The organism is Actinomadura pelletieri DSM 43383, assembly GCF_003634705.1.
In the GTDB taxonomy this organism is placed as follows: domain Bacteria; phylum Actinomycetota; class Actinomycetes; order Streptosporangiales; family Streptosporangiaceae; genus Spirillospora; species Spirillospora pelletieri.
Window position 1 is genome coordinate 559,025 of record NZ_RBWU01000005.1, and the last position, 18,983, is coordinate 578,007.

18 protein-coding genes are annotated in these 18,983 nt (G+C 70.5%); 4 read left to right on the forward strand and 14 right to left on the reverse strand.

Annotated elements, in window-relative coordinates; genetic code table 11:
- Nucleotides 1-67: 67 nt before the first annotated feature.
- Entirely contained in the window at nt 68-1,204 is a 1,137-nt protein-coding gene (locus BZB76_RS24335; protein WP_246007196.1) for an HNH endonuclease signature motif containing protein, read from the forward strand.
- A 1,632-nt stretch (nt 1,205-2,836) separates the two neighbouring features.
- Nucleotides 2,837-3,211, forward strand: coding sequence for a VOC family protein (locus BZB76_RS24340; RefSeq protein ID WP_121436699.1), 375 nt, complete (start codon nt 2,837-2,839; stop codon nt 3,209-3,211).
- Between the two features lie 68 nt (nt 3,212-3,279).
- Here the strand turns inward: BZB76_RS24340 and BZB76_RS34920 are convergent, their stop codons facing one another.
- Nucleotides 3,280-3,426, reverse strand: a complete 147-nt coding sequence (locus BZB76_RS34920; protein WP_170180724.1) for a hypothetical protein — start codon at nt 3,424-3,426, stop codon at nt 3,280-3,282.
- A 100-nt stretch (nt 3,427-3,526) separates the two neighbouring features.
- Between BZB76_RS34920 and BZB76_RS24345 the strand changes: the two genes are divergently transcribed.
- Nucleotides 3,527-4,717: a protein kinase gene (locus tag BZB76_RS24345; protein ID WP_170180725.1), complete on the forward strand. Its 1,191-nt coding sequence runs from the start codon at nt 3,527-3,529 to the stop codon at nt 4,715-4,717.
- Between the two features lie 38 nt (nt 4,718-4,755).
- Here the strand turns inward: BZB76_RS24345 and BZB76_RS24350 are convergent, their stop codons facing one another.
- Entirely contained in the window at nt 4,756-5,577 is an 822-nt protein-coding gene (locus tag BZB76_RS24350; protein ID WP_170180726.1) for a transporter substrate-binding domain-containing protein, read from the reverse strand.
- A 347-nt stretch (nt 5,578-5,924) separates the two neighbouring features.
- Nucleotides 5,925-7,349, reverse strand: coding sequence for an MFS transporter (locus BZB76_RS24355; protein WP_121436702.1), 1,425 nt, complete (start codon nt 7,347-7,349; stop codon nt 5,925-5,927).
- A gap of 65 nt (nt 7,350-7,414) precedes the next feature.
- Between BZB76_RS24355 and BZB76_RS24360 the strand changes: the two genes are divergently transcribed.
- Nucleotides 7,415-7,918, forward strand: coding sequence for a winged helix-turn-helix transcriptional regulator (locus BZB76_RS24360; protein WP_211343156.1), 504 nt, complete (start codon nt 7,415-7,417; stop codon nt 7,916-7,918).
- A gap of 3 nt (nt 7,919-7,921) precedes the next feature.
- Here BZB76_RS24360 and BZB76_RS24365 read toward each other — a convergent pair whose 3' ends face one another.
- From BZB76_RS24365 to BZB76_RS24415, 11 genes are all read right to left on the reverse strand, one after another.
- Nucleotides 7,922-8,572 (reverse strand): GTP-binding protein, encoded by a 651-nt coding sequence (locus tag BZB76_RS24365; RefSeq protein ID WP_121436703.1) that lies wholly within the window; start codon nt 8,570-8,572, stop codon nt 7,922-7,924.
- Complete coding sequence (locus tag BZB76_RS24370) at nt 8,553-8,978, reverse strand: DUF742 domain-containing protein (protein ID WP_121436916.1); 426 nt, start codon at nt 8,976-8,978, stop codon at nt 8,553-8,555. The genes BZB76_RS24365 and BZB76_RS24370 overlap by 20 nt, the downstream gene beginning before the upstream one ends.
- 5 nt (nt 8,979-8,983) lie before the next feature.
- Nucleotides 8,984-9,403 carry a roadblock/LC7 domain-containing protein gene (locus BZB76_RS24375; RefSeq protein WP_121436704.1) on the reverse strand — a complete coding sequence of 140 codons (420 nt, stop codon included), beginning with the start codon at nt 9,401-9,403 and terminating at the stop codon, nt 8,984-8,986.
- Nucleotides 9,400-11,979, reverse strand: a complete 2,580-nt coding sequence (locus BZB76_RS24380) for a sensor histidine kinase (RefSeq protein ID WP_121436705.1) — start codon at nt 11,977-11,979, stop codon at nt 9,400-9,402. Before BZB76_RS24380 ends, BZB76_RS24375 begins: the two co-directional genes overlap by 4 nt.
- A 109-nt stretch (nt 11,980-12,088) precedes the next feature.
- The gene (locus tag BZB76_RS24385; RefSeq protein ID WP_121436706.1) at nt 12,089-12,436 is read right to left on the reverse strand and encodes a hypothetical protein; all 348 of its coding nucleotides are present in this window, start codon (nt 12,434-12,436) and stop codon (nt 12,089-12,091) included.
- A 70-nt stretch (nt 12,437-12,506) separates the two neighbouring features.
- Nucleotides 12,507-13,037, reverse strand: coding sequence for an ATP-binding protein (locus tag BZB76_RS24390; protein ID WP_170180727.1), 531 nt, complete (start codon nt 13,035-13,037; stop codon nt 12,507-12,509).
- 104 nt (nt 13,038-13,141) lie between these two features.
- The gene (locus tag BZB76_RS24395; protein WP_121436708.1) at nt 13,142-13,723 is read right to left on the reverse strand and encodes a PadR family transcriptional regulator; all 582 of its coding nucleotides are present in this window, start codon (nt 13,721-13,723) and stop codon (nt 13,142-13,144) included.
- 103 nt (nt 13,724-13,826) lie between these two features.
- Nucleotides 13,827-15,605, reverse strand: coding sequence for a fatty acyl-AMP ligase (locus BZB76_RS24400; protein ID WP_121436709.1), 1,779 nt, complete (start codon nt 15,603-15,605; stop codon nt 13,827-13,829).
- A gap of 12 nt (nt 15,606-15,617) precedes the next feature.
- Entirely contained in the window at nt 15,618-17,288 is a 1,671-nt protein-coding gene (locus tag BZB76_RS24405) for an acyl-CoA dehydrogenase family protein (protein WP_121436710.1), read from the reverse strand.
- 427 nt (nt 17,289-17,715) lie between these two features.
- A complete protein-coding gene (locus BZB76_RS24410) occupies nt 17,716-18,162 on the reverse strand; it encodes a nuclear transport factor 2-like protein (RefSeq protein ID WP_211343157.1) in 447 nt (148 codons plus the stop codon).
- Between the two features lie 14 nt (nt 18,163-18,176).
- Nucleotides 18,177-18,974 (reverse strand): SGNH/GDSL hydrolase family protein, encoded by a 798-nt coding sequence (locus BZB76_RS24415; protein ID WP_170180728.1) that lies wholly within the window; start codon nt 18,972-18,974, stop codon nt 18,177-18,179.
- Nucleotides 18,975-18,983 lie beyond the last annotated feature (9 nt).

The window sequence follows — 18,983 nt, forward strand, 5'->3', positions numbered from 1 at the left end:
GGGCGTTCTTTCTGCCATCGCCGCCGAACTCGCTCAGCGCGCCGTCCCGGACTCGGCAGCCGCGTGTATGGAGCTTTCCGAGACTCTGGCGGCAGCCACCGACCAGGTTGAAGCCGCCCTTGCCGGATTGGTGTCCGTGGTGGACCGGGCAGGGGAAGTACGGCGGTGGGGTTACCCGTCCACCCAGGCTTGGCTCCGGCACCGGATGGGCATGCGCGACAATCGGGCCAAGGAGCGTCTCACCCTGGCCCGGCAACGCGATCGCCTCGGAGGAGTGACCACGAGGTGGGCGGCGGGCGACCTTTCCTTCGGATACGCCACCACCATCGCGGGTGCGGTCGCCCGCCTCGATGACGAGGACTGCCGAGCGGCCGAAGACATCCTGCTCGGTATGGCCGACCAGGACTTTTCAGCAGGGAAGGTCGCCTCGTTCGGAAAGCGTATCCGTGACGTGATCGCCGAACGGGACGGCAACGAGAACCCCGACGGCGACAGCAGGCGCGGATACGAGCGATCCTGGATCGACTCCACCCGTTCCCTGGACGGGGGCCGCTACATCAAGGGGTGGCTCAACGCCGAAGACGCCGCCATCTGGGACGGCACGCTCGCACCGCTCGCCAAACCGGCTGGGGTCGACGACCACCGAGATCTCTCCGAACGTATGGCGGCCGCACTCACGTCCGTCCTGGCCGGTGGGCACAAGGCGACCCGGGTCACCGTCATCTGCGACCTGGACACTCTCACCGGCGGAACGACTCCCGCGCGCCTCATCGACGGCACCCCGATCCCGGCCGAACAGGCCCGCAGGATCGCCCTCAACGCCGGGCTGTCCCCGCTGCTCCTGGGCTCCGGCCAGCACCCCCTCTATCTCGGGCACACCGTCCGGATCGCCACCTCCGCACAACGCCGCGTCCTGCAAACCATGTATCCCACGTGTGCCGTGCAGGGCTGCGAGGTCCCAGGATCGCTGTGCGAAGTCGACCACGTTCACGGCTGGGCCCTCGGCAGGAGCCCCACCGACATCGACCAACTCACCCTGTGCTGCGGCTGGCACAACCGCTTCAAACACACCCGTCCGGATCAAATAGAGATCACCCGAGATCCGCAAAGCGGGTGCTACAGCTATCGGCTTCGTCCGCCACCCGACCAACGCGCAATGCCGATCACCGGCCGCCCACCACCTTCTCGCCTCCAAGCCGCCTGACCCGTCGCACAGCCCGGCGTCCAGAGTTCACTCCGGCTTCTTCTACCGGCGCCCGCGTCGCCTGGGGGCAGGCGGGCCGGTCGGCTCGGCCGACATGTGCGCGCCATTGGCGAGTCCCGAGCTCGGCGGGTACAGCACACCTGGTGGAGCGGGCTTCCGGCGTTGACCAGCAGAGGCTGCGTCATGACGGTCAGTGACTCACACAGAGCTCGGGACGCCGGATCCGCATCCCTACGGGGTAGCAATGACCGCAACGCCGGCAAGACGCCGCCGCCGTCGCGCGTAAGCAGCCTGGCCAGAGGCGGGCGTCGAGCGCCCGGGGGGCCGCTTGCGCCGCGCAACCTCATCGACTCGCTACGCGCGGGGCGCAGTGCGGTGCCGCTGGCTCGGCGCTGGTTTGCCGTCGGGCATGTGCAGGGCGCCAACGCGGCGGGCGCGGCGTCGCAGCTCGCCCGGTCTAACGGCGCGGGGCTGACTTCCGTGGCCCTGTCGCGTTGGACTCCGGTGAACGCGGCTCGTTCGCCACACCGGTGGACGATCCCTACTCACAGGCGCTCACCCTTTTCGTAGTGGTAGGTGCGAAGGCAGTGCACCCGAAGTTTCGGTGCGAGGGCCCAGCAGCTCCGGTAGGGGCGCCACAGACTACGACCGTGCCGTCGACCGCCATCAGAGCAAGGGGCCCTCGCACCAAAGGTTCGGTGCGAGGCCTCCCCCGCCCCCGTGCGCGAGCGTTGATGTTGCTCGTGGAGTCCGGATGCCTGGACGAGATCTTCGCGCGGACGAGTCGGGCCAGGCTGCCGGGTGCGGAGTTCGTCCTACCGACGGCGGCAGACAAGGAGTCCGCCATGCGGTGGAGAGGGAGACGCTAGCCGCCTGGCGATGACCGGACGGGCCGATTCAGATGCTTCAGGGACGCTATGACTAGGTCTTCTCACAGGACACAGCCACTCGTCGGCGTCGAGCTGCTGCGGCGGACCAGGCGGCGCAGTCCACCGCCGAGACGGCCGAGGCCGCCGTGTCCGCAGGCGACGCCGAACCCGCGGACACGAAGCTCGAGGACGAGGACGGCTTCTTGCAGGACGTGGTGGCTGGGCGTCGGCGGCCGCGGGGGTCCGGGCGCTGAGGCCGCCTAGCCCCCCGGCGGGTGGCGCGCTTGCCGTCACGGCGCGGGCACCGCGGACCTCAACGCTGCGGCCCAGCAGCCCCGGCCGACTAGGCGGCGATCGGGTGCCGGGGCGAGGGCGACGTGCGCTTGTCGCTCCTGACATGGTGATGCCGGTTACACAGCGGAGCGTTTTCACCTGGCTCGCGACGCATCAGGGCGATCAGGAGAACGCACCGTAGAGGCGTGTCCCGTGGGCTGGTAGTCGACGGAACGCCTGGTGGTCAGCAGAACGGGACGAGCCACCCAGTCGCTGATTGCTGTCTCGGTGGTGCAAGTAGCGAGGTCAAGTAAGGTCATGAACGTGAACACCGGACCGGCGCTACGCCACGCACAGATGGGTCTTCCGGTGGAAGGCTGATCGCACGGCGGGCGCGGAGAAGGCGTCCCTTCAGTTCGGCACGCGGACCTCCCAGTGGTCGCGCACAGCGAGCCCGTTCTTCGTGTCGAACAACAGTGAGGCCATCCGAGTGACAGTCACGTTCAACCACACCATCATCGCCGCCAAGGACCGCAACGAGTCGGCTCGGTTCTTCCGAGAGTTGTTGGAAGTGCCGGAAGCACCATCCTGGGGCGTGTTCACCAACATCCAGCTCGACGACGGTGTGCTGCTTCAGTTCGCCGAGCCGCCGGTGGAGATACAGATGCAGCATTACGCGTTCCTGATCGACGACGAGCTGTTCGATCGGGCGTATCAGCGGCTGCAGGAGAGCGGCATCGAGCACTGGGCCGATCCGCAGATGCGACGACCGAACGAGATCAACAACGAGCACGGCGGTCGAGGGGTGTACTTCAAAGACCCCGCCGGTCACGCGATCGAGCTGATCACCCGCCCGTACCTGTAACCGGGACAATGCCTGGTCGGGCCGTCGAACTCGGCGCCCGACCAGGCAACTCCAGGGCGCTACGTTGGTCAGGCGGCCTGGCCCGCCCTGCGTGTCGTCGACGCGAGACAGTTCAGGGTGATCTCCGGCTCGATGTCACGTTCCGAGTAGTCGGCGCGGGTGGGTGGGCGGACGATCGCTGGAAAGGGGGCGGGACGGTTCTCCAAGGCTGCCAAGAGAATCTGACATAGCGGGCCGTCGAACCCCGTGCGGCGGGCGGTGCGTATCAGCGGGCACACCGGGCGTTACCGGCGCCTGCGACAAGGGTGGGTTCGGGTGGAATCGGGCTTGCGGCTGGCGGGGCGCTACCGGCTGGTGGAGCGTCTCGACGCCTGTCCGGACGGCGGTTTGGAGGTCTGGCGGGGACGGGACGAGCTGCTCGACCGTACTGTCGCGGTGAAGCTGCTCGTGTCGGCTCGCGGTGACCTGCGCCAGGCGTTCCAGGAGGGTGTCAACCGTGCTGCCGGGCTCTCCCATCCCGCGCTGGAGCGGGTCTATGACAGCGACCAGATCCGCGACGCCTCCGGGCGCCTTGTGTGCTACGTCGTGACCGAGTTCCTGGACGGGGAGACGCTTGCCGAGAGGCTGCGGAGCGGTCCCCTCAGCGTGTCCGTCGCCGTGGGTGTCTGCGCGCAGATCGCGGGTGCGGTCGCCGCCGCGCACGCGGCGGGTGTGGCGCATGGCGGGCTGCGGGCGGGCAAGGTCGTTCTCGCGTCCGGCGACGTCAAGGTGGTTGATACCGGCCTCGGTGGTCTTGGCCGTGGTGTGGCCGGTCCGCAGAGCAGGGTTGATGATGTGCGGGCGCTCGGCGCGATCGTCGCGGCCTGCGTGCCCGCCGGGGTGGCGGGGGGATCGGCGGTGCTCGCGGAGCGCTGCCTCGCGGCCACCGCGGTGGACGGGCCTTCCGCGGCGGAGATCGCCGGGCTCCTCGGGCGGGATGAGCCGTCGACGGTGGTGTTCACGGCGCGAGGTCGCGGGATGGGCGGCGTTACGGCTGGGCTCGTGTCGTCCAGGGATCGGCGGACGAAGACCCTGCGTCCTCCGGTTCGGCGTCGTCGTTCGGCGGGTGTCCGGTTGTCGGCGGTCGCGCTCGTGGTCGCGGTTCCGGTGGTCGGGGCCGTCGCGGTGCTCGTGTCGGCGCCGCGGTCACCGGTGATCGCAGCGCCGTCTCCGGCGGCCACCAGCCGGGGGGCGGAGCCGGGCGGGGTGGTCGAGGCGCTCGGGCGGCTGCGGCCGATCGTGAGTCGAGGTTATGTCGCGGGTGAGATCCGGTCGGATGCCGCCATCGACCTCAATGAGGTGATCATGAGGTTGGAGGACGACCTGACCGGCAGGGTGAGTCGCCGTGTCGTGTACCGGCGCCTTGCCCGGCTGAAGAGCAAGATCGTCGGAGGGTTGCGGGAGCGTGCGCTGTCGCGTGGGGTCGCCGAGCGGCTGTACCGGGTTTTGGCGACGATCCAGGTATGACATGGCGGGCGGGAGCGGCTGGTGCCGGGGGGCCGTCGTCAGTCGCAGCCCTCGAACTGGGGGATCTCGATGATGGACAGGTCGAGGCCGGTGCCGTCGAACCATTTGCGCATCAGCTTGGCGGCCGTCCCGTCCTGGTACATCTGGGTGATGGCGCGGTTGAGGGCCTCGCAGCCGTCGGGGTCGCCGCGCTGGAGACCGATGCCGGTGTTCTGTTCGCTGATCCGGGCGTTGATCAGCCGGAAGCCGCTGCCCTCGCGTCGGGCGAGGCCTGCCAGGATCACGTCGTTGGTGGTGATGGCGTCCACCCGGCGGTCCTTGATCATGGCCATGCACTGGTCGTAGTCCTTGGCGGGGACGATCCGGGCGGTCATTCCGTGGATCGACAGGAGCCGTTTCGTGGGGTCGGCTCCCTCGACGGCGCAGAATCGGCGACCTTTGAGGTTTCGCACGCCGGTGATCCCGCGTTCGTTCGAACGTACGAGGACGTCCTGGTGCGACATGTAGTACGGGCCCGCGTAGGCGATTTGCGTCTTGCGTTCGGGTGTGACCGACAGTGTCGCGAGGACCATGTCGGCGCGTCCCGAGGTCAGGAGCGGAATCCGTTCGGACGCCAGCGCCTCGACGAAGCGGACCTTCTTTCCGAGCCTGTCCGCCACGTAACGGGCCACGTCGATGTCGAAGCCCGCGAACCGGCCGTCCGGTGCTCGTAGTCCGAGGCCGGGCAGGTCCGGGCGGACGCCGACGACCAGCGTGGACTTGTCGAGAAGGGAGTTGTCTCCGCCCTGTCCGCATGCGGTCAGCAGCCCGCCCGCCAGGACGCCGACCAGCGCGATTCGCGGGGCGGCCCCTATCCGCATGGCGACATCCAGGAGAAATCCCGCCATTCCATTGCATTCAGCATGCCGTCACCATAGAGGGTCGACGGCCTCGGCGGGACAGACGCGATGCGAGAAATCCAGTCTTGTCTGGGTGTCCGCCCCTGGGCGTCGGTGAGCGAACCATTTCCTTTCTGGGGCGCTTCGGCGGGGTGGTTGCTGTTAGTCGTGGTTCGATCCTTTTTGGTGACGCCGTTCTGGTGACCGACTTGGTGCAACAGGCACCTCCTCCGGATGAGGTGCCTGTTGTGGTGCGGGGCGTCCGGGCGAACCGGGCCGTCGGGTCCGGGTCAAGGTTTCGTCCGGCGCCCCGAGTGGGTGGGGCGAGGTCAGGAGGTGCCTGCGATCACTTCCGTTTCTGTGTCGGGGACGGTCGGGGAGGGCCGAAGACGGCGCGGGTTCATGCCAAGGGCGGCGATCGCGGCGATCGCCATGAACCCGGCGACCATCAGCCAGGCGTGCAGGTAACCGATGTGCGCGTCCGGGTGGCCGTGCGGGGTGCCGAGGATCGCCACGGCGAGGCTGACGCCGAGGACGGTGCCGATCTGGCGGCTCATGGTGACGACGGCGCTGCCGGTCGCATAGCGGTGGGACGGCAGGTCGACGGCGGCGGCGGACAGGATGGTGGGCAGGGCCAGGCCGACGCCCGCGCCGCCGATGAGCCAGCCCGGCAGCAGCCCGGAGAGATAGGCCGGTGCCGGGCCGAGGCTCATCGCGATCATGACGACGCCGAGCGCGCAGAGCATGCATCCGACGGCGGTGATCAGACCGGCGGGCATCCGGCGGGCGGCGAGCCGACCGGCGACGATCGCCATGATCGGCACCATCAGTGGGCCCGGTGCGACGGCGAGCCCGGTCCTGATGGGCGAGTAGTGCCAGATCTGCTGCATCCAGAGGACGCCGAGCAGGAGGTTCGCGGCGAACGCGACGCTGAACAGCAGGATCGTCGCGTTCGACCAGGAGAAGGTGCGGACGGCGAGCAGGGACGGTTCGATCACGGGTGCGGGGTGGCGCCGGGAGCGGAGCCAGAACCAGGTGAGGCCGAGCAGGGCCGCGGCCAGGGTGAGCGCCGTTCGCTGGCCGGGCCAGTCATTGATCTTCACCAGGCCCAGGGCCAGGAGCGCTATCGCGGTGGTGAGGGCCACGGTGCCGGGCAGGTCGGGGACTCGGGCGGTGGTGCCCTCGCGGGAGTCGGGGACCAGCCGCAGCGCGAGCAAGGTCAGGATGATCCCGAGGGGGATGTTGATCTCGAAGACCCAGCGCCAGGAGAGATCGACGAGCACGCCGCCGACCGCGGGGCCCGCCGCGGCGGCGACGGCGGCGGAGGCGGACCAGATTCGCACCGCGCCCGCGCGGCGCGTCGCCGGGTACGCCGCGAGCAGCAGCCCGAGGCTGGTGGGGATGAGCGCGGCGGCGCCCACGGCCTGGACGACGCGGAAGGCGACGAGCCACCACAGGGACGGGGCGGACGCGCACGCCTGGGACGCGACGGTGAAGACGACGAGCCCGGCGACGAGTCCGCGCCTGCGGCCATAGCGGTCGGCGAGCCGTCCGAGCGGGACCAGCAGCGCGGCGAAGACGATGGCGTAGCCGTTCAGGACCCAGGACAGGTCGGCCATCGGCCGACCGGCGAAGTCGCGGCCGATGTCGGTGAACGCGACGTTGACGATGAACAGGTCGAGGCCCGCCAGGAACGAGGCGGCGGAGAGGACCGCCAGCACCCGTCCGGGACGCACCTGACTTTGTTCCACCATAGTCAGGGAGGCTAGCGAGCCTGCTGACTTTGGTCAAGCAAAGTCAGCACGTTTATAGTGGACGGGTGACCATCGCACTTGAGGGGCATTTCGCCGACCGTGACAGCTGGTCGATGCAGAACTGCCCGGTCGCGAGGACGCTGGCCGCGCTCGGCCCGCCGTCGGCGGTGCTGGTGCTCAGCGAGGCCTATTTCGGGACGAACCGCTTCGGTGACTTCGTCCGCAACCTCGAGATGACCGAATCGGCCGTCACCGCACGCCTGCGTCACCTCGTCAAGGCGGGCCTGCTCAGCCGGGAGCCCTACCAGGAGCCGGGGCAGCGCACCCGCTACGAGTACCACCTGACGAAGATGGGCCGCGACCTCGCCCCGACCCTCGTCGGGCTCATGGAGTGGGGCGAGACGTACCTGCCGGGCGAGGAGGGACGGCAGGTCGTGCTGACGCACGCCGGTTGCGGGGAGGCCGTGACCGCGCGGGTTCGCTGCGCGGACGGGCACGACGTCGAGGTGGACGAGATCGTGATGGGTCCCCCGGCGACCGACGACGAGCGGCCGGAGGGTGAGAACTGACCGTCAGGGGTGTGCACCCTGGACTCTGGAGCCGCCGACCAGGCGTAGCGCGTGCTCGACCAGCGACACCAGCACCTGTTTCGCCGACGTGGCGAGGCGCGCGTCGCACAGCAGGACGGGCACGTGCGGGTCGAGGGCCAGTGCCGTCCGGATCTCGTGCGGCTCGTACCGTTCGGCTTCGTCGAAGCAGTTGACGGCGACGACGAACGGGGTTCCCTTGCGTTCGAAGTAGTCGATCGACGCGAAGCTGGCCGTCAGCCGCCGTGTGTCCGCGAGGACGACCGCGCCGAGCGCCCCGAGGGACAGTTCGTTCCACATGAACCAGAACCGCTCCTGGCCGGGCGTGCCGAACAGGTAGATGGCGACGCCGTCGCGGAGCGTGATGCGGCCGAAGTCCATCGCCACGGTCGTGGTCGTCTTGGCGGCCACCCCGTCGAGGTCGTCCACGCCGACGCTCACATCGGTCAGCGCCTCCTCGGTGCGCAGCGGGCGGATCTCACTCACCGCGCCGACCAGCGTCGTCTTTCCGACGCCGAACCCGCCGGCGACGAGGATCTTCAGTGCGACGCGCGGGCCGTCCATGGAGTCGTCCATGGAGTCGTGCGGGAGGCCGTCCGGTTCCGCCGGTCGGGGGTCAGAGGGCGCGGAGCTCATCGAGCACCTTTCTGAGCAGGTTCGGGTCCGTGTGCGGCCGTCCCGTGGAGTTCGCGTTCAACGGGTCGGGCGGGGACCACCGTTGGACGTCCACAAGCCCCGAGTCGAGCAGGTCACCGGCCAGGACGCGGATCACGCCGAGCGGCAGGTCCAGGTCGGAGGCGAGGTCGGCGAGCGCGGACGGGCGCCTGCACAGCGCCAGCATCCGGCGCTGTGGGCGGGACAGCCGTCCGGGCTCGGCGGGCCGCCTGCCCGTCGCGACGAGGATCGTCACGATGTCGAGGGGTTCACCGTTCGGGCGGGTGCGGCCGCGGGTCACCGCGTAGGGGCGGACGACGGGTCCGGCGGCGGCGTCCAGCCACCGTTCCCGGCCCGCGCCTGCGCGGTCGGCGGCGTCGCGGTCCATCGCGGTCACCCGGCTCCGGGGGCGGGCCCGCTCTGCCTGAGGCCCGTGGACAACTGCCGGCCGACACGCTTGACCAGCATCGTCATCTCGTAGGCGACGAGGCCCGCGTTCGCCCCGGCCTCGCTCAGCAGGGCCAGACAGCTGTTCGCGCCGGCGGGGACGACGAAGAACAGACCGCGGTCCATCTCGATGAGGGTCTGCCGGATCTCACCGGAGTCGAGCTGCGGTCTCGCCCCGAAGGCGAGGCTGTGGAATCCGGCGGCGAGGGCCGCCAGGTATTCGGCGTCGTCGCGGGCGACGCCCCGGGAACGGCCCATGACGAGCCCGTCCCTCGACAGGACGACCACCTTGCGGATCTGCGGCACCCGGTCGATCAGATCGTCCAGGAGGAAGTTCAGCTCCGCCGCGACTCCATGCTGGGTCATGATCGTGCCTCCCTGTCGTCCGCCGCGTCCTCGTCGTCCCTGCCGCGCAGCCATCCGGCCTGGAGCGCGGCGAACAGGTCGCGGGACGCCTCCGCCGAGCGCGCCTCCCACGCGGCGACCGTGTCGTCCGTCTCCGGTGAGAGTCCGGCCTCGGGAGGGACGGGTCCGGCGGGGTCGTCGCGTAGTTGCGGTGCCAGGTTGCCGCCTCGCACACGTCGGGGCAGTGGTGCCCGTCCGCCGCCCGCCTGCTGGGTACCGAAGGACGCGGGCGGGGCCTCGTATGACGGCGACGGCGGGGTCTCGTGCGACGGCGGGGTCTCGTACCGTTCGCACGAGGGCCGGTCCTCGGTGGACGGCGGCGCGCTGTACCCCGCCGTCGCGTCATACTCCGGCGGGCCCTCGGAGGGCGCCGAAGCCGTCGGTTCAGGGATCGGCGCGTTGAGCATGGCCCCATGGATCGGTGGGGACGTCGGTGGCCATGGGTGCGGGGTGCCGTTCGTTCCGGCGGTGCCGTTCCGTCCGGGGTCGGGGCGGACGGCGGGGACGTCGTCGGCCGTGGCCCGCGGGTCGTCCTCGTCGTCGGGCTGGTCGGCGTCCACGATGAGTTCGCGCGGGATCAACACGACCGCGCTGACGCCCCCGTACAGCGACGGCTGCAACGCGACCCTGATGCCGTGCCGTCCGGCGAGGCGGGCGACGACGAACAGGCCGAGACGGTCGGTGACGGCGAGGTCGAACTCGGGCGGACGCGACAGCCGCAGGTTCAGCGCGTCGAGTTCGGACTGGTCGAGGCCGATGCCGCGGTCGATGACGTCGACGGCGAACCCGTTGGCGCCCATCTCGCCGCGGACCAGGACCTCGGTCGGCGCGGGCGAGAACACCGTGGCGTTCTCGATCAGTTCGGCGAGCAGATGGACGATGTCGGCGACGGCCTCGCCGATCACCGCGGCCTGCCCGGACACGACGACGACCTCGACGCGCGTGTAGTCCTCCACCTCGGAGACGGCGCCGCGCAGCACGTCCTCGACGTGCACGGGCCTGCTCCAGCCGCGGCCGGGTGACGCCCCGGACAGGATGACCAGGCCCTCGGCGTGGCGCCGCATGCGGGTGGTGAGATGGTCGAGGCGGAACAGGTCTTCGAGCGCCTTCGGGTCGGTCGCGGCGCGCTCCATCTCGTCCAGCATGCGGAGCTGGCGATGCAGCAGCGACTGGCTGCGCCACGCGACGTTGAGGAACACGCGGCTGATGCCCTCCCGCAGGTACGACTCGCGGACGGCGGTGTCGATGGCGGTGCGCTGCACCTTGGTGAACGCGTCGCCGACACGGGCGACCTCTTTCGTCCGGCCCCATCCCATGACTCCGACGAGCGGCGGGACCTCCGCGTCCACATCGACCTCCTCGCCGCGGCGGAGCCGGGCGACCACGCTCGGCAGGCGGTCCTCGGCGAGGTGCAGCGCGGCGCGTTGCAGCCCGCGCAGCTCGCGGGACAGGCTGCGGGCGGCCAGCAGCGACAGCACGATCGACGCGACCACGGCGAGCAGGCCGAACCCGCCGGCGACGACCAGCCGCATGATGATCCGCTGCCCGATCGGCTCGGCCATCTCGTTGAGCGTCAGACTCGCCTGGGTGATCTTCTGTGCCCAAGCCTGTGCGAGGAGTTGGGTGGTGGCCTGCCAGTCCGCCGCCTCGGCGGGCAGGCGCCCGTCGCGGGCGTTGACGATCGCGGTCTCGGCGGCGCGGTAGCGGGCGAAACGGTCGGACGCGGCGAGCTGCTCCAGCGGTCCGCGGGTCTCGGCGTTCAGGTCGGCGAGCCCGGCCTCGAACTCGCGGCGCCCCTCGGCGGCCCACTGGACGAACGCGGTGTGCTCGGCGGGAGTGAGTCGCCCGTTGCGCGCCATCGCGACGGTGACCAGCGAGTCCTCGCGGAGCATGTAGGCGCGGGCGTTGCCGACGCCGATCAGCGCGCGGCCCTGCGTCAGGATCGCGGCGTCGTTCACCGCCACCAGCCCGTCGAAGACCCTGATGACCTCGTCCAGGACGGTGCTGTAGGAGTTGATGACCTGGAGCGGCTGGACGGTTCCCGCGTCGACCCGGGCGCGCAGCCGCGGCAGCGTGTCCAGCGCCTCGATCGCGGCGGACAGCCGCCGTCGCGTCTCGGGTTCGGCGGCGTCCCTCGCCTCCGCCGACAGCGCGCTCCTGCGGAAGGACGCCTCCAGGGCGTTCACCCGTGCCCGCTGACCGTCGAGTCTCCGCCCGCCCTGGGCGTCGCGGCCGGTGAGCGCGACGACGCTGAGGGAACGTTCGGCCTGGAGCTGGTTCACCAGGTGGAGACCGGGAAGGCCGACGTTCTCGTACGTCGTCGAGAAGTCGTACTTGTCGAACGCGTCGCCCAGCGTGATGTTCGCGGCGAACGTCCACAGGGCGATGAGGGAGACCAGCGGGACCAGCAGCAGGGCCGTGATCCGCACGCGGATCGGGCGTCTGCGCCTGCCCGCGGTTCGGGTAAACGCGTGGTGCGGGGTCTCGCCGGTGGGGGCGGGCGCGTAGGGGTCCGCCGGTTGTCCTTCGCCAACCATCAGATCACAACCTTGTGCGGGGAGCTGTCGGTCTCGGACGGTCCGTTCGTGGGGGGTTGTTGGGGTTCGGGGGTGGGGTTCGGGGGGTGGGGTTCGGGGGTGGGTGGGGTCAGGGGTGTGCTTCGTCCAGGGCGGCGCGGGCGACCAGGCCGCGAAGCCGGTCGGTGATCATGGTGACGGCGCGAGCGTGGCCGCGGGCGGCGTTCTCCCGGGTGGAGTACCGGCCGACGTCGGCGTGCGTCGACAGGTCGGACACGATCGTCTGCCACAGCAGGGGCGTGCCGTTCGCCGTGACACCGAGGTCGATCACGGTGAACCAGGTGGACACGACGACGACCACGGCGCCGACACGGACGACGTCCTGCGCTAGGAGCCGTCCTCGTACGTCCAGGAGGAGCCGTTGGGCCTCCTCGGCCGTGGCGGGTCTCCCGTCCGAGCGGTAGTAGTCAACGGGCATGGTGCCTCCCAACGCCGAGCGGGGATGGGCGGGGGCCGGCGGGGCCGGGGGGCCGGGCGCGGAACCGGGCTCAGTGCCCCGAGTTCGCGTCCGGCGGCCAGGCGTGCAGTTCGCACCAGACCGACTTGCCGGACGAAGTGTGGTCCGTGCCGTGTCGGTCGGCCATGATCGCGACGAGGAACCAGCCGCGTCCGGTCTCGTCCATGAGGTCGAGCGGCCGTGCCCGGGGGACGGCGGCGCTCTGGTCGTGGACTTCGACGCGGAGCCGGGATCCGGCGCGCAGCAGCCTGAGCAGCAGCACCGAGCCGGGGATCGCCACATGCCGGACGGCGTTGGTGACCAGCTCGGACACCAGGATCTCGGTGTCGTCACCGACGTGTCCGATGTCGGAGCCGACGGTGACCGAGCGGCTGAAGCGACGGGCCCGCGGCACCGACTCCAGTTCGGCGGGGAGTGTCAGCTCGCCGAGCAGCTTCGCGGCGGGCTTGTCGTCCGGGGGTGGTGGTGCGTGCGGTGGTGGTGCGTGCGGTCGGGTGGCGCCGTTCGGTTGGACGGCGGGTGGGGTGGTGGGGAGTTCGATGGTGCGGTGTTCGCCCGACATGGTGAACGCCTCCTTGACTAAGGCGTGTCGCCCGGATCCGGCACCGCGGGGGCACGGCACCGTGGAGGGGCGCGGGGGGTGGTGCCGGTGCGCCGTGCACGCGGTCATGGCGGCTCACCGTCCTCGGCATGGGCGCCCGCCCGGGCGCGGAGCAACCGGGCGGTGCCGGTGAACCACTCGTGGTTCTCCTGCTCGAAACGCAGGCCGCGCAGGCACGTCAGGTACGGGCCGATCGGGGAGCCGCTCCGCAGATACGTCTCCTCGTCCATGTCGCCGCGCAGATGCTTCAGGGTGCGCTCGAAGACCTCGATCTTGGCGGCGGACGCCAGCGCCCGCTCTTCGAGTTGCGCGATGACGGGGCCCGCGGAGATGTGGTCCACGGCCTGGACCATGACGAGCAGGTTCTCTCGGATGATGCCCGGTTTGGCGGGGGTCGCCGCGAACCGTTCGAGCTCGTCCACACCGGCCTGCGTGACGGTGTACACGCGCTTGTTGGGACGGTCGTGCTGGATGATCTTCCGACCGCTGATCAGTCCTTCGGTCTCCAACCTCGCCAGCTCCGTGTAGAGCTGTTGCGGTACGGCGTGCCAGAAGTTGGAGACCGACAGATCAAAGATCTTGGCCAGCTGGTAGCCGCTGTACTCGCCGTCCAGCAGCGCCGCCAGCACCGCGTGACGTAGCGCCATCGGCCTTCTCCCCGCCTTGACTCAGGGTGTACCCGACGGTAGCAGACAACGACCTGACTAGTCATGCTTTTGACTAGCTTGGGTTAGGGGGATTTTTCCTAGTTCACTGGGAGTCTCTGGCGGCGGCTGCGGACCGCTCGTGCAGGCCGTTCTCGACGTCCGCGGCGAGGGCGACGATCTCGCCGCGCAGGAACGCCTCCCGGGTGTGCTGGCGGCGCGTCTTTCCGCTGGTCGTCCGGTGGACCGTGCCGCGCCCGGACAGGACGACGCTCAGCACGGGCAGCCCGAACGCGCGGGCGACGCTCGTCCTGATGAGGGTCGCCAGCTCGTCCAGCGATGTCCCGGCGGCGGCCCTCGTACTGATCTCCTGGACGAGGACGACATGCTCCCGCCGCACACCGTCATCGACGGTGAACGCGGCGCCGAGCAGGGTCGCCGGGTGGGTCCGTCCGGCGACCTCCTCGATGTCGTGTGCGTGGATGTTGCGGCCGTTGACGATGACGAGGTCCTTGATCCGGCCGGTGACATAGAGGTCTCCGCCGGATCGGAACCCGAGGTCGCCCGTGCGGAGATACTGGCCTGCCCCTGTGGACGTGTGCGCGCCGAACGTCTCGCGGCTCGCCTCGGCGTTCTTCCAGTAGCCCGGGGCGACGCTGCCACCCTTGACCCAGATCTCGCCGACGCGTCCGTCCGGCAGGGGTACGCGGGTGTCGGGGTCGACGACGCGGACGTCCAGCGTGACGGGTCGCCCGCAACTCACCAGCCGACGCGACGGGCTGTCCGCGCAGGCCGGGACGGCCGTGCCGCCGGTGAGGGCTTCAGCGTCGAAGTCGCGGACGACGGCGCCACCGCCGAGCGGCGCGGCGGTGACGAGCAGCGTGGTCTCGGCCATCCCGTAGCAGGGCATCCACATGGCGGGCCGGAAGCCGATCGGGGCGAAACGCTCGGTCATCCTCTCCAGCGTCGCGGCCCGGACGGGTTCGGCGCCGTTCTTCACGACGCGCAGGGACGACACGTCCAGGCCCTCCAGCTGGCGGTCGGTGACCCGGCGCAGCGCGAGCTCGTAGCCGAAGTTCGGTGCCACGGTGACCGTGCCCCGGTAACGGGTGATCAGCTCCAGCCACACCACGGGACGTTTGACGAAGGTGATCGGCGAGGTGAACACGTAACGGCAGCCGAGGTAGAGCGGTTGGAGGAACTGGCCGACGAGGCCCATGTCGTGGTGGTGCGGCACCCAGCCGACGCCGACGGTCTCGGACGTCCCGCCGATCCGCCGTCTGATCTCCTCGCCGTTGCAGAGCAGGTTGCCGTGGGTGACCATCACGCCCCTGGGTTCGCTGGTCGAGCCGGACGTGTACTGGAGGAACGCGAGGGTGTCCGAAGTGAGGCGCGGTGGCGTCCACGCGTCGGGGTCGTCACCGCCCTGTGTTTCGGTGTCGAGGCACTCGACGCGGTTCGCGAGGTCGATTTCGGTCAGCCAGGCGTCGAGGGTGTCGCGGTGGGCGGTGTCGGTGAGGATCAGCGCGATGTCGGCGTCCTCGATGATCCTTCGGGTGCGTCCGTACCGTTCGGCGTCCAGGTCGGGAAGGGGTGCGGGGACGGCGATGGCCCGCGCGTACAGGCAACCGAGGAACGCCGCCACGAACTCCAGGCCTTCCGGATACAGCAGCAGGACGGCCCTGTCCCGCAGACCGCGCGCCTCCAGGCGGCACGCCAGCCCGCGGGCCCTGCGGTCGAGTTCGGCGAACCCGAGCACGTTCTCCCTGTACTTCCCGGCCGCTCGGGCAGGTTCTTCGCTGATGAATGTGAACGCCCGGTCGTCACCGTGCGCCTGGACGTTCTCCCGGACGAGCGATACGAAGTCTTGGGGGCGCTTGCGCATCGTCCGTCCCCATCACGTCGTCGGCGACAGGTCGGCCAGAGACAGCAACGAGAACCAGCGGCCTTCGTCGGCGGCGCGGAACATCGCGTCCTCCAGGGGCGGGAGGAAGTCCTCGGACAGGAAGGTGTCGGGCTGGACGCGCTGAACCAGCCGTTGCAGGCACAGCACGAGCCACTGTCCGTCGGCGAACGGCCCGCCGAACCGGTGCCGGTTGTGCAGCCACGTCAGGACGCACGAGAGCATCGCGTGCAGTTCGCAGTAGCGCTTGGCACGTGCCAGCGCCGCCACCGAGGCGGTGTCGCCCGCACTCGCCCGAACGCCCTGCTCCAGGGTGGCCCGCATCCCGCCGATGCCGGACATCAGGTCCTTCAGTTCGGCCGCGACGCCCGGCGCGGCGTGCGCGACGGCGGCGGTCAGCAGCTCCTCGCAGATCACTTCGAACCGCTGGCCGACTTCGTCGCGTCCCTCGTTGGTGAGCTGGAGCACGCGGCCGTCGGGAACCCAGGCCGGCGGTGTCCGCGTCCAGGAGAACAGGTCGGCGAGCAGGTCGTCCTCGCGGCCCGTCTCCTCCGGCGGGTCGACCAGGTACGGCAGTTGCCCGGCGACGTTCGCGAGGTTGACGTGCGTGGTGCCCTCGAAGATGCTCGCGATCGCGTGGTCGCGCTGCAGTTTCTGGAAGACGCCATGGGCCACGCCCTCGCGTAGGTAGCCGCGCGCCGCGAGGACGGTCCCGATGCTGCCCACGACCTCCTCGCCGAGCACCGGCACGAAGTACTTCACGATCGACGACCACAGGCTCAGCCGCCCCGGCGCGAGCGTCAGGGACCGCGCCACCGGGATCGCGACGCACTCGGCGATCAGCAGGTCCAGATGCGCCTTGAGGAGATGGTCGCGGATGACGGGGATCTGGTAGATGTCCGAGCCGTAGAGGGTGCGGTGCCGTGCGTAGTCCATCCCGATGCGCACCACGGCGTCCATGGTCCCGACCGACAGCGCGGCGATCGCCGTGCGGGTGATCTGGAGCGTCTTCAGCGTCTGGACGAGCCCGGAGCCGCGCCGTCCGATCACACTGTCGGCCGGGACGCGCGCCCCGGTGAACGCGACTCCGCTCAGATCGTGGCCGCGCAGTCCGACCGTCCGCACCGGCGGCAGCGTCGACCACGTGCCGGGGTCGAGTTCGTCCTTGTCGACCAGGATGAGCGAGAAGTCTCTCGGGCCGGTTCTGGCGTAGGTGGTCACGAAGCGTCCGCGGGTGGCGTTGCCGACCGGCCATTTCGTCCCGGTCAAAATGAGTTCGTCCCCCTGAAGCTCGGCCTCCGACTCCGAGGCCGCCACATCGCTGCCGTGGTCGGCCTCGGAAACACCGAAGCAGGCCAGGTCACCGCCCAGCACCCCTTTTGCGACCGTCCTGCGCTGCCGCGCGTCCCCCCACAGCCACACCGGGTTCACCGCCAACAACCCCGACCCGTACATCACCGCGACGGTGACGCTGCGGCGCGAGAGCGCACGTGTGACGAGAAACAGCTCTTCTAAGGTCGTCAGCCGCCCACCCAGGCCACTCGGCACCAGATACTCCGGAAACCCCCAGGCCCGGACGGCCTCGACCGCTCCCGGCGGAAGCTCGTCCCGTTCCTCCGCCTCGACGATCGCCCTGTAGGAGAACGGCCCGGCGGCATCGTCCATCGGATCACCGAGATACCGATCCAACTCACCGGCGACCCGATGCGCCCCCGACCCCCACTCACCGCACCCGACCTCCGAGACACCCCCGACGCTCGCAACGGGCACGGCGCTGGTGGCAGGCACGGCGCTGGTGGCAGGCACGGCGCTGGTGGCAGGCACGGCGCTGGTGGCAGGCACGGCGCTGGTGGCAGGCACGGCGCTGGTGGCAGGCACGGCGCTCGCGGCGAGCCCGATGGTTGCAACGGGCCCGGCGTCCTCAACGGGCGCGGCGTCCTCAACGGGCGCGGCGTTCGTGGCGGGCCCAGCGGCCTCAACGGGTGCGGTGTTCTCGGCGGGCGTGGAGTTCGTGAGTGGCGCTGCGAGGGTGGGTCTCGGGGCGAGTGTCGGTGGGTTCGGGGTGGCGGGGGGTGCGGGGTTCGGGGAGGTCTTACCGTCCATCTTGGTCTTCGACTCCTGGGGGTGGGGCGGTTCTTCGGTGGGGAGCGAGGGAGATTTCGGGTCCCTTCGCTTCCAGTCGCCTTCCGACGACCCGGGCGAGTGTCATCGCCGCGGGGAGGGGGCGGACCATGACGGTCAGGTCGGTGACGAGGCCGGTGTCGCCGAAGGTGAGCAGGTCGAGGCCCTGGACGTCCCTGCCCGCCACCCGGGCGTCGAAGATCAGGGCCGTGGACGCGGCGCTCACCAGTTCGTCGGTGTAGTGGAAGTCCTCGAAGACCTCCAGCAGCACGCCGAGCAGCGGGAAGACCGCGTCGCGGCCGAGGTAGGGCCTCACCATGACCGGGCTGTGGAAGGCGATGCGGGGGTGGAGTGCGGCGCCGATCGCGGCGAGGTCCTTGGCCTCCACCGCGGCGCGGAACGTTCCGGGGGTCGTCATCTGATCCGCTCTCTTCACTCGCCCTGGGACGTGGTCAGTTCGCCGCCGGGGGCCGGGGACGCCGGGGCGGCGGCGTCGGCGAGGCCCTCCGCCCAGGCCCGGTAGCCGTCGGGCGACGGGTGGAAGCCGTCGGAGGCGAACAGGCGGCGGTCACGGGCCATCACCTCGTCCACGGGCACGTGGAGCGCACCGCCCGCACGGGCCGCGTCCGCCATGATCCGGTCCATGGTCCGTGCCCGCGCGCCGAGGACGAGGCGCAGCGGTCGCGGGATCGTCGGGAAGCGGTGCACGGGCGGCATTCCCGCGAGGACGAGGGTCGCGTCGGTGAACCTGGTCCGCAGAACGTCGACGAGGTCGGTGACGTCGGCCGTCCAGGAGCGCAGCGAACGCCTCCTGATCAGGTCGTTGATTCCGACGGTGACGACCACGAGATCGGCGGACGCCCTGTCGACGAGCCCGGCGGCCGGGACGAGCGCGGTCGCGACCCGGCGGGCGGTGGCGCCGCTCTCACCGGTGACCGACCATGCCACGCTCCGCCGCAGACGTTCCCGCAGCGCCTCGGCGAGGAAGCCAGGCAACGCCCGCTCGTGCCGGGAGGCGCCGACCCCGGCGGCGGTCGACTCACCGATCACCACGACGCGGAACACGGGACCGGCACCCGTCGGGTCCGGGCCGGGAAGGAAACCGTGCTCGTCGCCCGCCGCGGGGTCGAGCCGGGGGGGGCGCCGCACCGTTCGCCAGGCCTGGACGGCGAGGAGCGGCGCCAGCGGAACGAGCATCAGCGACCGGGTTGCGAAGAATGGTTTCTTCATCTTTGTCCC

Excerpts from the sequence above, each read along its gene's own strand:
- BZB76_RS24335 (WP_246007196.1), top strand. The coding sequence starts at position 68 with ATGGAGCTTTCCGAGACTCTGGCGGCAGCCACCGACCAGGTTGAAGCC.
- BZB76_RS24350 (WP_170180726.1), bottom strand. The coding sequence starts at position 5,577 with ATGCGGATAGGGGCCGCCCCGCGAATCGCGCTGGTCGGCGTCCTGGCG.
- BZB76_RS24355 (WP_121436702.1), bottom strand. The coding sequence starts at position 7,349 with ATGGTGGAACAAAGTCAGGTGCGTCCCGGACGGGTGCTGGCGGTCCTC.
- BZB76_RS24365 (WP_121436703.1), bottom strand. The coding sequence starts at position 8,572 with ATGAGCTCCGCGCCCTCTGACCCCCGACCGGCGGAACCGGACGGCCTC.
- BZB76_RS24370 (WP_121436916.1), bottom strand. The coding sequence starts at position 8,978 with ATGGACCGCGACGCCGCCGACCGCGCAGGCGCGGGCCGGGAACGGTGG.
- BZB76_RS24375 (WP_121436704.1), bottom strand. The coding sequence starts at position 9,403 with ATGACCCAGCATGGAGTCGCGGCGGAGCTGAACTTCCTCCTGGACGAT.
- BZB76_RS24380 (WP_121436705.1), bottom strand. The coding sequence starts at position 11,979 with ATGGTTGGCGAAGGACAACCGGCGGACCCCTACGCGCCCGCCCCCACC.
- BZB76_RS24385 (WP_121436706.1), bottom strand. The coding sequence starts at position 12,436 with ATGCCCGTTGACTACTACCGCTCGGACGGGAGACCCGCCACGGCCGAG.
- BZB76_RS24390 (WP_170180727.1), bottom strand. The coding sequence starts at position 13,037 with ATGTCGGGCGAACACCGCACCATCGAACTCCCCACCACCCCACCCGCC.
- BZB76_RS24395 (WP_121436708.1), bottom strand. The coding sequence starts at position 13,723 with ATGGCGCTACGTCACGCGGTGCTGGCGGCGCTGCTGGACGGCGAGTAC.
- BZB76_RS24400 (WP_121436709.1), bottom strand. The coding sequence starts at position 15,605 with ATGCGCAAGCGCCCCCAAGACTTCGTATCGCTCGTCCGGGAGAACGTC.
- BZB76_RS24405 (WP_121436710.1), bottom strand. The coding sequence starts at position 17,288 with ATGGACGATGCCGCCGGGCCGTTCTCCTACAGGGCGATCGTCGAGGCG.
- BZB76_RS24410 (WP_211343157.1), bottom strand. The coding sequence starts at position 18,162 with ATGACGACCCCCGGAACGTTCCGCGCCGCGGTGGAGGCCAAGGACCTC.
- BZB76_RS24415 (WP_170180728.1), bottom strand. The coding sequence starts at position 18,974 with ATGAAGAAACCATTCTTCGCAACCCGGTCGCTGATGCTCGTTCCGCTG.